Source organism: Bartonella sp. AP58NXGY (assembly GCF_042195785.1).
GTDB lineage: Bacteria > Pseudomonadota > Alphaproteobacteria > Rhizobiales > Rhizobiaceae > Bartonella.
In genome coordinates this window covers 1-522 of the sequence record NZ_JBHIOY010000442.1, presented here as the reverse complement: position 1 = coordinate 522, position 522 = coordinate 1, and the positions used below count along the sequence as shown (strand labels likewise).

The 522-nt window shown below is 33.9% G+C and carries 1 protein-coding gene; it reads right to left on the bottom strand.

Annotation, left to right across the window (positions count from 1 at the left end; all coding sequences use genetic code 11):
• Positions 1–522: ERF family protein (locus ACFINC_RS11900; protein WP_375617324.1), on the bottom strand; the 522-nt coding region annotated here is incomplete at both ends.

Genomic DNA, 522 nt, shown 5'->3' with positions numbered 1-522 from the left:
AAACAAAGCGGTTTGTGCTTGTTTAAAAGACATATCTTTTAGATTTTTTACTCCTATGAAAGAGAGAAGCCTACTTTCTTCAGATTGTGTTTTTTTAATTAATTCTTTGATTTCATTCATCTGTTCAGAAGAGATACCCGCAAGAAGTGTTATTCCATCTGTATCGTCTTCTTTTCTTGCAACATTAAGAAGCATGCCTAAGAGATATCTACGTGCGTAGCTTATAGTAGAACCAACCGCTTGTGTGTTATTTTTGCTTCCCGTAGCATCAATGGGAAATGTTCCTTGTGTTGATATTTCATTGCCCGATATATGCTTTAAAGTCATTTTTACGGTTATGCTATTTGAACTCTGGTCTTTGATACGAGAGAACAAGGCAAAGTGATGTTTTGCAAGAGGTTCTTTAATAGCATCAATATATTTATCAAGCGTTGTATAGAGGCTTTTAGTATGTGTATTAATGGCATTTTGTTCGATATTTTTATATTCCACTTGTATAGTAGAAAGATCACGGACAAAGTT